An 11,286-nucleotide genomic window follows, 5' to 3' on the forward strand; every position below is an offset into this window, starting at 1 on the left:
TCTTTTAATTATTCCAAATTGGCTCTTTTATAGCTTTAACAAACTCAGCATGAGCCTCTAATTCTTCCTTAGAAGCATTATAATTACGCGCTTCTCTAAACTCCTTTTTAATAATCACTCCCTTAGCTTTATTCTCCACATCATTTTCTGTTTTAATCAATAGGTGTTTTTCTAAAAGATGAAGATAAACTTCATAAAGGAGCTCCACATCTATTATTGCTCCATGCTTATCTCTCTTTGATAGAGAAATTTTAAACCTTTTACATAAGGCATCTAGATTCGCTGGAGATCCTGGGAATTTTCTTCTTGCCAAGCTTAAAGTATCCACCACTTCATTTAAGTTGATCAATGGATGTCCTAATTTTTTTAATTCATAATTTAAGAAACCAACATCAAATTTTGCATTATGAATCACCAAAGTAGAGTCCTTGATAAACTCAACAAATTCAGCCGCAATTTCAGAAAAAACTTTTTTATCTAATAAAAACTCTGTAGAAATTCCATGAACTTTAAAAGCTCCTTCAGGAACATCTCTCTTAGGGTTTATATATGTATGAAATATATTTCCTGTTTTAACTCCATCAACAACTTCCATTGCACAAATTTCTATCAATTTATGTCCTTCTTCTGGCTTTAAGCCTGTTGTCTCTGTATCAAGAATTATTTCTCTTTTCATAAAGCTTCCTGCTCTTTAAGTAAAATTTCTTCTATCTGCTTTCTTGTGTAATCTTCTGATACCTCAGTATAAACAATATAATCAGTTAATAAAGCCTTAAGATTGATAGGCATCTGCTGTTTTATTATAAAATTAAATCTATCACTATCTATGTTTTTTCTAGATAAAGCTCTTTCTCTTTGTACTCTCTCGCTACAATATGTGGTTATAACTTTATTGCAATATTTTTTATAGTTTTTTTCAAAAAGAAGCGGTATTTCTAATACTATAATTTTATCTAATTCTTTGCTTTTTATAAAATCGTTAGCTTCTCTTTCCACCAAAGGATGTAAAATCTTTTCTAAAGAATCTAAAGCTTCTTTGTCATTAAAGACTGTTTTAGATAATAATTTCTTATCAACTTTATTGTCTAGTATTGCTAAAGATAATTTAGAACAATTCTTTATAAGATTTATAACTTCTTGTGATTCCAATAACTTAGCAACCTCAAAATCAGAATCAAATACGGCCATATTTTTCTCTTTAAATATATCCGCAACAAAGCTTTTTCCAGTTGCTATTGATCCAGTTAAACCTATCACTATCATATTTATAAGGAATTCCTTTGATTATAAATTGTTATAATATTAGCAGCCACTTCCTCAACTGATTTTCTGGTTACATCAATAATTGGCCAATTATTCTGTTTATATATTTTTTTGACCTCTGCCAATTCTTGATAAACTAAATCATGATCTACATAACCATGATTACTAATATCATTTATATTAACTAATCTATTTTTTCTAATGTCCACCAATCTTTCTGGGTTAATTAATAATCCCACTACCAATGTCTTTTCCATTTTTTTTAGTGAATCTGGAAGGTTTTGTCCAAGTACATATGGTATATTTGCTGTTTTATACCCTCTATATGCCAAATAAACTGAAGTTGGAGATTTTGAAGTTCTTGATGGACCAATTAAGATAATATCAGCAGACTCAAGATCCATGCTAATTTGACCATCATCATGAGCCAAAGAGAAATTAATTGCATTCATTCTTTTAAAATATTCTTCATCAAGAGCATGCTGTCTTCCTGAGTGATTGATAGCTTTTATTTTTAAATATCCAGATAAAGATTTAACAACTTCAGATAAAACAGGTATAGCTAATATATGTAGTTTAGAGCAAATTTCACTTAAATATTCTTTTAACTCATCGTTAGCCATAGTAAACATTACAATTCCATGATCTTTTTCTAATGCCTTAGCAAGTCTGTCTATTTGCCCTTTTGTTCTAACCAAAGACCATAAATGTTCTTCCACTCTTACCCCATCAAAATGAGCCAAGGAAGATCTAGCAACACTTAAAACTGTTTCACCTGTAGAATCTGATACTAAATATATATGAACTGTTTTTTTCATTGTTTTGTCTCTTGTGAATAAATAACTGTATAACTCACTGTAAATCCCTTTGTATAATTATGTTACAAAGTTGCTAACAATTTTCACTACATATTACTACAAACAGATTACACATGTTAATAATTTATTTTTAATCTATGTGGATATTGTGAATGTTTTTTTTATTATATCATTGGAAGCCTTTTAAAATATACTTTTTTAGCATAATATTTGAAATATCAATATCTGTGGATAACTCTGTTGATTTATTTTTATCCACATTATACAGTATCCTACTAACAACTACTATTCTTAAAAAAAGAAAATATATATTATATGTCTAAATCTATCTTGGAAACTTTTAACAGAAATAATAAAACTACAGATATCCCCATTTGGTTAATGAGACAAGCAGGAAGATATTTGCCTGAGTATAGAAAAGTTAGATCTGAAACAAAGGGGTTCTTAGATTTATGTTATAATTCAGATTTAGCTTGTGAAGTTACACTTCAGCCAATTAGAAGATTTAAGCTTGATGCAGCAATAATATTTTCAGATATTTTAGTTGTTCCAGACGCTATGGGGGTGAAAGTAGACTTTAAAGAAAATCATGGCCCTATTTTAGAAAAAATTCAAACTAAAGAATCTTTAGAATTAGCCTTAAATAAACAGGATAACAATAAATTATCCCCTGTTTATCAGGCAATAAAAAAAACTAAAGAGCAATTGCCTAAAGATATAGCTTTAATAGGTTTTTCTGGAGCAGTTTGGACTATAGCTTCATATATGGTGGAAGGAAAATTGTCTAGAGATTTATCGGTAATAAAACCTATTTATTATAATGATAAAAAATTCTTTGAAATGTTAATAGATCATTTAGTAGAAAATATCTCACAACATTTAATTAACCAGGTAAAGGCGGGAGTTGAGGTATTACAAATTTTTGATAGTTGGGCTGGAATGTTAATTGGTGAAGATTACGAAAATTTAATTATAAAACCAACTCAAAGAATCATTGAAAAGGTTAAAGCAGTCTATCCTGAGATACCAATTATTTGTTTCCCTAGAATGAGTGGTTTACAATATGAAAAATTTTGTCAAGAAGTGGATTGTCAGGCTATTGGAATTGATCAATATATGTCATTAGATTGGATAAGAAAGCATAATAATGGAAAAATTATCCAAGGAAATTTAGATCCTCTGGTTTTGTTAAGTCAATCAAAGGATTTTATAAAAAGAAGAGTCGATCAAATTTTAAGCTCTATGAAAGGAGAAAAATTTATTTTTAACCTAGGGCATGGAGTTATTCCCAATATCCCTCCAGAAAACGTAGAATTTTTAGTAAACCATGTTAAAGGTAGTGCAAGATGACAAAAAAAATAGCGGTAGTGGTCTTAAATTTAGGTGGTCCTGATAAATTATCTTCTGTTAAAGAATTTCTTTTTAATTTATTTTATGATCCGGCAATTATTAGGTTAGCTAACCCATTTAGATGGTTGCTAGCAAAATTAATTTCTTCAAGAAGAGAAAAAACAGCGAAAGAGATTTATTCTCAAATGGGAGGAAAATCCACGATTCTTTCTGCCACTAACAAACAAGCTAAATCTCTTGAAATAGAATTAAATAAAAAACTTAAGGATGAGTTTAAGGTATTCGTTTCTATGCGTTATTGGCACCCATTTGCCAGTGAAATTGCAAAAAAAATAAAAGTTTATGCTCCAGATGAAATACTTCTTCTTCCTCTTTATCCTCAGTTTTCAACCACCACCACAAAGTCTTCTTTAGATGAGTTTTCTAATCTAATGAAGAACTTTAATTTAAAAACCACTTGTTGTTATTTTAAGGATCCTAATTTTATAAAATCTCATGCAGAATTAATTAGTAAAAATCTTCCTAAGGAAAAATATAGAATTTTATTTTCAGCTCATGGTCTTCCTGAAAAAATTATAAAACAAGGAGACCCTTATCAATACCAAGTTGAAGAAACTGTAAAAGCTGTAGTAAAAGAATTAGCTCCAAAAACAGATTATGTTGTATGCTATCAAAGTAAAGTTGGCCCATTAAAATGGATAGGCCCTTCCACGGAAGATGAGCTTAAAAAAGCTGCCGAAGAAAATATAGCTGTAGTGGTGGTGCCAATAGCTTTTGTTTCTGAACATTCTGAAACCTTAGTTGAGCTTGATATTGAATATAAAGAATTATTTGAAGAAAAATGTAAGAAGCCTTATATTCGTATCCCTGCTCTTAATGATAGCGATCTATTTATAAAATCTTTATTTGACCAAACCAAATTAATGCTAGATGGTAAAGCTAAATCTTCAAAGAATAATTTAAAAATATATAGCCAAACAAAATGCAAGGGATCTTTCAAAGACTGTCTTTGCAAATAAGCATATTTTTCTATAAAGGTTGACATGTCCTAATATTAACTAAATACTATAAGTTTGTTTTTGCACTTAGAAATAAATCTATAGTAGAGGTTGATGGTGGATATATTTTCAATGGTATATAAAGAATATGCTTTAGCTATGAAGAATTTTCCTTGGTTAGTTACATTAACTGAGGTAATTCTTCTCATTTTATTTGCTTGGGCAGTAAATAGAATTTTTGAAAAAATTATTTTAAAAATTGCAAAAAGAAACATTCCCACTGAGGCCATTCAAAAAAAATCCTTAAATATACATGAAATCATCCTTCATTTTATTAAAATTGTTCCCTTAGCCATTATTATATGGGGGGCAAAGGTCATACCTGGCCTTCCTGATGTGCTTGAGAAGATCATTGATAATGTAGCTAGATCTTTGGTACTGCTAATAATAGCAATCACCCTTAGCTCTATCCTTGACGTGTTGAATGTAATATATCGTAATAAATTTGGAAGGAAAGCTCATTCTATAAAAGGATATATTCAGTTGGTTAAACTTATTATATCCATAATTACAACAATTCTAATTATTGCTGAATTGATAAATCGTTCCCCTGTTATATTACTTTCTGGTTTGGGAGCAATGGCTGCTGTTTTAATGTTAGTTTTTCAGGATACTTTACTTTCATTTGTTGCAAGTATTCAAATTTCTTCGGGTGATCTGATAAGAGTTGGAGACTGGGTAGAAATGCCTAGTTTAAATGCAGATGGAGAAGTTATAGACATAGCTTTGCACACGGTAAAAGTTCAAAATTGGGATAATACTATAACCATACTTCCTACTCGTAAATTTATTACAGATCCATTTAAAAATTGGAGAGCAATGGAAGAATCAGGTGGAAGAAGAATAAAGAGAGTTCTTAATTTAAATCAGAATACTGTTCGTTGTCTTTCTAAAGATGAGATACAGAATTTGAAAAAAATAAACTTTCTTAAAGAATATTTTAGCCAAAAACAACCTAAAGGCTCTTTAGGAATTCTTAACGTTGCAGCTTTTTGTGAATATACAAAAAAATATCTTAAATCTAATACTGGTATACATCAAGATATGACCATTTTAGTCCGTCAGGTTTCTACCCAGGGACAAGGACTGCCTATTGAAATTTATTGTTTTACTAATAACACTGGTTGGGTTGCTCATGAAGATATACAAGCAGAAATATTCAATCATTTATTTACAGTGCTGCCTGAATTTGGTTTAGAAGTATTTCAAAAACCAAGTGGAGCAGATTTTCGTAATTTTATAAACCCACAGCCAAAATCTAGTTAATATTGATAGGAATCTTCATATATGAAAAAGAAATCGTCAGCACAAAAAGCTAAGAAAGGAAATAAGGCAGAAGATCTCACAGAAAATTTATTGATTGAAATAGAAGATAATTTTTCCAATTCTAATACATATCACTACGCTTAAGAAGTCCTCCACTGGGGGCACCCATATCAGCAAAGCATTCAGGAAAAAGCGAGGGGTGCTAAGAATCTATTTCTTTTAAAGAATTTTCTAGATCTAACCTTATTATATTAGCTATTTTCTCATTCATAGCTTCATATTTAACTAAAATATAATCTTCAGTATTGGAGGCCCGAATTAAAAAGAATCCTCCATCATAATCTTTGCGTAATCCTTTAGGGCTATATATTTGTGGATCTAGATTGGGATTTTTTGGTAGCTTAAACTCTTTTCTAATTTGCGCCAAGGGCAGCTCAATAATTGGATTGTCTTGCAAATATTCAATGAGTCTAAAAGCTGCATATAATGCATCATCTATTATCCAAAACCTTGAATCATTAAAAACGAAATGCCCTGTTAATTCTCCAGCAAAAATGGCATTTTCTTCTATTATCCTTGTTTTCATAAGCGAATGACCGCTTGGCGCAAGAATAACTTCAAAGCCCTGCTCTTCTAAACTATTTATCAATATTTGGCTGGCTTTAACATCAATAAGAATTTTTTTGTTTTTTTCATTTTTCAAAGATAAAGCCAATAGATAAATTAATTGATCACCGCTTAAAACCTCACCATCACCTTTTATAAAAACCAATCTGTCTCCATCTCCGTCAAAGGCAAAACCGAAGTTACAGGATTTATCTGCAATAATTTCTTTAATTTGGTATAAGTTTTTTTCAATACAAGGATCAGGAGGAAGATGAACAAAATTTCCATCTAGTTTAGAGTTTAAAACAAAATGCTCTCCAGGAATTTTTAAAAATCTCCCTATAGCGGAATTATTACATTCCCAAGCTATTTTAAAAGAGTTATCCATTTTTACGTTTTTAAGTAATGCCTCTTTATATTCATTGTCTAAATTGACTAAACGATGCGAACCAGTGCCTTCAATCATAGGATTATTAATTATATTTTTTAAATTCTCTCCATAAAAGGGCTTAGCATCTAACATAAATTTAAAGCCATTATATTCTAATGGATTATGCGATCCGGTAATCATCACCGCCCCTTTTGTTTTTAAATATAAATGAGCAAAATATAATAATGGTGAAGAAGATATTCCTTCTAGTTCAAGCACTTCACAGCCTGAATCCATCAGTCCTTTAATAAATCCATCCACCAATTCCTTTGAAGAAGGGCGATTATCTTTCCCCACAATAATAGTTTCAGGGCTAAATAATTTACCAAGTTTATAAGCAGTCTCAGAATTTAATTCTTTACCCACTAATCCTCTTATGTCATATTCATTAAAAATAGTTTGAGTAACTTGCAATGAAAATCCTTTCTTTTGATACTAGCAATAATTTAGCTTCGGTTGCCATAATGGACGATAATAAGTTATTAGCTTATAATACGACTATGGAGAGTTCTCAACAAGCAGAAAAATTATTTTCGCTTATAGAAGAGGTTTTAAAAAAAGCTAATTTAGAACTATCTGATATAGATCTAATCAGCGTAACTAATGGACCAGGTTCTTTCACCGGAGTTAGAATTGGTTTAGCAGCTGCTTTAGGAATAAAGATGGGAATTAAAGCTCAGGTGATTTCGCTTTCCAACTTTCAAGTATTGGCTTATAAGGCTTTAAAAGAGCGCTCTGAGGGAGAAATAGAAGTGGTTTTAGATGCCAGGAGAGATCAGGTTTATTATCAAAAATTTGACGCTCAATTGCATCATTTAACAGAACCTAAATTACTTGCAAAAGATTCGCTTAAAACTGCCCCTATGGATAAACCTAATGCAAAAAATTTAGCTGAAGCCACAGAATTCTTCTGGAAGAACAAATTATATAGCGATTTAGATCCGCTATATATCAGAGAACCAGATGCAGTTGTTAAACCCGCTTAGAACTTAGAAATCTCCTAGTTAACTTAAATTTTCCTCTCCAACCCTCCTCCTCTCTTCCCATGCGTCGCCTAAGAGTAATCAGCCGCCGGTCATCCCCTCGTCATTCAGAGCTAAACTGCAAGTTTAGCGTGGAATCCAGGAATCAAAGAACTATATTAGAGCCTTGGGGCTAATTCATCTTTCTTTTAAATATTCCCAGTGGAACCTAAGGCAAAACCAGATCCAACTAGATTCTCGTCAAACTGTTGTTTGACAAGAATGACGCAATTTATCGTCTAAGGGTAATCTTTACCCATTAGCTAAGAGCAATTAGTCGTCACCCCTCTTTCCAATGTAATTAGCCATCGGCCTTTCTCCTCTCGTCGTTCAGAGCTATGAGGTGTTAACCTCCCTCCCACCTTCCGTCATTCAGAGCTATGAGGTGTTAACCTCCCCCCACCTTTCGTCATTCAGAGCTATGAGGTGTTAACCGAATAGCGTGGAATCCAGTATAAATAAAACATTAGACCTTTTGTCTAATTCATTACTATCTTCTCATGCCTTTATCTACTTTTCTTTTTTGTCCTCTAACCGTGGATACAGCGGTACTTTGTATTGAGCTAAGTTTTTCTCTCATTTTGCTAGCCATTGATTTAGCCTTTTGAACTGCTCTGGTTTTCCTTTCTCTCATTTTGCTAGCCATTGATTTAGCCTTTTGAGCTGCTCTGCTTCTCAAGCTATCTTTTCCTAAGGTTTTACCTATGTTTTTAGCCATATTTCTAAGATTGTCATGTTGATCGTGCTTTTTTCCTATTATTTTTATTGGAGGAGCCACCTTATCAATTGCTTTTTGATATTCCCGCAGCACTTTATTTGCTTCCTTTAAGTCTTTTTCATTTGGTCCTCTAGCTTCTTTCACCATCAGATCTATTTTCTCTTCGTCCTTTGGGTCCTTTGAGTCTTTTAGGGCTTTAATTTTTTGATCCGCTATAGCGGGGTATTGAGATATTTCTTCTCCTCTATATATTTCTTTTCCTTGCATTAATTGAGCAGCTTTATATATGTTGTTCTCTTCAAGAAAATTATTTATTTCAGTAATTTTTTCGTTAGATAATTTTGCTGGATCTGCTAGAGAAATAGCAGCAGTTTTTGGTATTTGCTCTGTAAGAGTTTTTTCTTTTTCCTTATGAAAATTAGTTATAAAGAGGAGTGCTTTTGAATCGAGATTTATTTTTTTGTCAATAATAAAATTTCTCATTCCATCTGTTAGCTCTTTGGAGCTATCTAATCTAGAGTTTTGAGATTTATATCCCAAGAATTTAGCTAGTTTGATAGCTGCATTTATCGCATTTTGCTTCTTTGTGACTAACTCCTCGCGTGCTGTAACAAGTTCTTCTTTTTTTTCTTGCAGTAATTTTTGTTGCATTAGCGATGTAGACATTTTCTGTAGTCTCGCTTGCTCTTCTAGAGCAAATTCAATTTTCTGAAGATTCGATCGATATCCTTTACAAGCATTTTCAAATTCTTCTTTTTTAGTAGCTTCAGTTCCTTTCATAAACGACTCTCTTAATTAAAAATTTCATAATAGAAAAAATAATATTACAAATTAATAAACAAAAGGTTAACATTTTATGCTTTAGTCGCTATAAGGAGTAATTAGGTGCCGTTCATCCCCCTTCGTCATTCAGAGCTAAACTGCAAGTTTAGCGTGGAATCCAGGAATCAAAGAGCTATTTTCTTTTAAATGTTCCCAGTGGAACCTAAGGCAAAACCAGACCCAACTGGATTCTCGTCAAACTGTTGTTTGACAAGAATGACGCAATTAGGCGTCCATCTCCCTCCCACCTTCCGTCATTCAGAGCTATGAGGTGTTAACCGAATAGCGTGGAATCCATCCTTAAACTTTATGCTAGTAAATTTTAAGAATCCAGATAAAATACAGCTAATTAACTAATCAATTATTGTTTTATGGCTGAAGAGAGAATCGCTAAAATCATTGCCAGAGCTGGAATTTGCTCCAGACGAGAAGCTGAAAGACTTATCACCGAAGGTAGAGTAACTTATAAAGGAGAAGTAATTGAAACTCCTGCGCTTAAATTCACCAGTATGAAGGGCATTAAAGTTGATGGATATTCTTTAGAAAAGCCCCAAAGTAAATTATGGTTATACCATAAGCCATTTGGGCTAATAGTTTCCCATCAAGATGATCAAGGAAGGGAAACAATCTTTGATAATCTCCCCATCAATGAAAGAGTCATTTCTGTGGGGAGGTTAGATAAAAACACCTCAGGTCTTCTGCTTTTAACCAATGATGGAGAATTGGCCAGAAAGCTAGAGCTTCCAGAAAATAATTTCAAACGTGTATATATGGTTAGGGTTTTTGGTCAGCTTAATTTCCCTCTAATAAAAAAAGAATTATCAAAACCAATCACCATAGATGGCGTAACTTATCGCCCAGTAAAAATTGAATTAGAGCATAAAGGCCCGCAAAACCACTGGCTTCGCTTAACCATAACAGAAGGAAAAAACCGAGAAATTCGTAATATTCTCAATCATTTTGATCTTAGGATTAATAAACTTATCCGTATCCAATACGGCCCCTTCGAATTGCTAGATCTAAAATTAGAACATGTTTATGAAGTGACCGATTGGAAAAAAGTCCTGAAAAATAGGTTAAGCAGAACCGACTTCTCTTAAAAAACAAAATTTAGTATTTGTTATTCGCTAAAAGTTGAGGCGCTAATAAAACTCCTTTTTATAAATATTAATATAAGCTATTATTAAATAATGGAAAGTGGCGATACGCAAGAACTAAACCAGTCAATATTTGATTGTACGATGTTTAAAGATAAGAAGTTTTGTGAAAGATACATAGGAGGGCAATTATGATCTTTACAGATATATATCGTGGTGCTGAAAAGGCTCTAGCATTCACAATGATAGGGATGGTTATAAACTTTAATTATCCTATTAGTAAGTCCATTTTAAAAACCGCAACTATAATTGCAGGAGTAAATTGTTTTCTTGATTATAAATCTGATAATTACGAGTCCATTGCTGCTTGCTCAATTATAGCTCCAATTTACTTAATCCATAATACTTTCTTTGGCGAATCGAGTGCTGATTACTGTGAATAGGTCTAAATTATAAATATATCGCTTAAATGAATTTTAAGTGATAAATCAAGCACTGCATCAAATGCCAAAACTTCCCCTAATAAACAACTGCTCACTTTATCTGAATCATAACAAGGAATTTCTTGGGATTCTTTGAAGCATTTTTGCTCCTCACCTTTATGGTATAAATCACCATCTCTTAAGGAATAACCAATCATAGCACCACTAATAATTAGCTTAGTAAAAGCTATAGAACGAACTGCATATTTATAATCAACAACAAACTTATGGTGGTATTCTTGATTCTGAAATAGAGTTGAAGCAAAAAGAACAGACATAGAAATAAAATTACCAACCAATGGTGGAGAAGATATTATAGCCCCCATATTGCTTAGCCTAAATACACTATTCATA

At 32.1% G+C, this 11,286-nt stretch carries 12 protein-coding genes and 1 pseudogene; 7 read left to right on the top strand and 6 right to left on the bottom strand.

Going from position 1 to position 11,286, the window contains the following annotated elements; translation table 11 throughout:
- Positions 1 to 4: 4 nt before the first annotated feature.
- From dnaQ to N4A31_00775, 3 genes are read right to left on the bottom strand one after another with little or no spacing between them, the layout of a single operon-like run.
- Positions 5 to 676, bottom strand: a complete 672-nt coding sequence (dnaQ, locus tag N4A31_00765; protein ID MCT4634764.1) for a DNA polymerase III subunit epsilon — start codon at positions 674 to 676, stop codon at positions 5 to 7.
- The gene (gene coaE / locus N4A31_00770; GenBank protein MCT4634765.1) at positions 673 to 1,263 is read right to left on the bottom strand and encodes a dephospho-CoA kinase; all 591 of its coding nucleotides are present in this window, start codon (positions 1,261 to 1,263) and stop codon (positions 673 to 675) included. Before coaE ends, dnaQ begins: the two co-directional genes overlap by 4 nt.
- A gap of 2 nt (positions 1,264 to 1,265) precedes the next feature.
- A complete protein-coding gene (locus N4A31_00775; protein MCT4634766.1) occupies positions 1,266 to 2,081 on the bottom strand; it encodes a kinase/pyrophosphorylase in 816 nt (271 codons plus the stop codon).
- Positions 2,082 to 2,396: 315 nt separating this feature from the next.
- Between N4A31_00775 and hemE the strand changes: the two are divergent.
- From hemE to N4A31_00795, 4 genes and pseudogenes are all read left to right on the top strand, one after another.
- Positions 2,397 to 3,474 (top strand): annotated as a pseudogene (gene hemE / locus N4A31_00780) (uroporphyrinogen decarboxylase).
- Positions 3,428 to 4,450 carry a ferrochelatase gene (gene hemH, locus N4A31_00785; protein ID MCT4634767.1) on the top strand — a complete coding sequence of 341 codons (1,023 nt, stop codon included), beginning with the start codon at positions 3,428 to 3,430 and terminating at the stop codon, positions 4,448 to 4,450. Before hemE ends, hemH begins: the two are co-directional and overlap by 47 nt.
- Positions 4,451 to 4,543: 93 nt before the next feature.
- A complete protein-coding gene (locus N4A31_00790; GenBank protein ID MCT4634768.1) occupies positions 4,544 to 5,755 on the top strand; it encodes a mechanosensitive ion channel family protein in 1,212 nt (403 codons plus the stop codon).
- A gap of 21 nt (positions 5,756 to 5,776) precedes the next feature.
- The gene (locus N4A31_00795) at positions 5,777 to 5,899 is read left to right on the top strand and encodes a hypothetical protein (GenBank protein ID MCT4634769.1); all 123 of its coding nucleotides are present in this window, start codon (positions 5,777 to 5,779) and stop codon (positions 5,897 to 5,899) included.
- A gap of 58 nt (positions 5,900 to 5,957) precedes the next feature.
- Here N4A31_00795 and N4A31_00800 read toward each other — a convergent pair whose 3' ends face one another.
- Complete coding sequence (locus N4A31_00800; protein MCT4634770.1) at positions 5,958 to 7,205, bottom strand: hypothetical protein; 1,248 nt, start codon at positions 7,203 to 7,205, stop codon at positions 5,958 to 5,960.
- Here N4A31_00800 and tsaB point away from each other — a divergent pair.
- On the top strand, positions 7,205 to 7,777 hold the full coding sequence (gene tsaB, locus N4A31_00805) for a tRNA (adenosine(37)-N6)-threonylcarbamoyltransferase complex dimerization subunit type 1 TsaB (GenBank protein ID MCT4634771.1): 573 nt from the start codon (positions 7,205 to 7,207) through the stop codon (positions 7,775 to 7,777). The two genes, N4A31_00800 and tsaB, sit on opposite strands and share 1 nt — an antisense overlap.
- Positions 7,778 to 8,303: 526 nt before the next feature.
- Here tsaB and N4A31_00810 read toward each other — a convergent pair.
- Positions 8,304 to 9,311, bottom strand: a complete 1,008-nt coding sequence (locus tag N4A31_00810) for a hypothetical protein (protein MCT4634772.1) — start codon at positions 9,309 to 9,311, stop codon at positions 8,304 to 8,306.
- Between the two features lie 413 nt (positions 9,312 to 9,724).
- Between N4A31_00810 and N4A31_00815 the strand changes: the two genes are divergently transcribed.
- Positions 9,725 to 10,453: an rRNA pseudouridine synthase gene (locus N4A31_00815; GenBank protein MCT4634773.1), complete on the top strand. Its 729-nt coding sequence runs from the start codon at positions 9,725 to 9,727 to the stop codon at positions 10,451 to 10,453.
- 188 nt (positions 10,454 to 10,641) lie between these two features.
- On the top strand, positions 10,642 to 10,893 hold the full coding sequence (locus N4A31_00820; GenBank protein ID MCT4634774.1) for a hypothetical protein: 252 nt from the start codon (positions 10,642 to 10,644) through the stop codon (positions 10,891 to 10,893).
- A gap of 2 nt (positions 10,894 to 10,895) precedes the next feature.
- Here the strand turns inward: N4A31_00820 and N4A31_00825 are convergent, their stop codons facing one another.
- Positions 10,896 to 11,285, bottom strand: a complete 390-nt coding sequence (locus tag N4A31_00825) for a hypothetical protein (protein ID MCT4634775.1) — start codon at positions 11,283 to 11,285, stop codon at positions 10,896 to 10,898.
- Position 11,286 lies beyond the last annotated feature (1 nt).

This window comes from Rickettsiales bacterium, assembly GCA_025210695.1.
Classification (GTDB): domain Bacteria; phylum Pseudomonadota; class Alphaproteobacteria; order Rickettsiales; family CANDYO01; genus CANDYO01.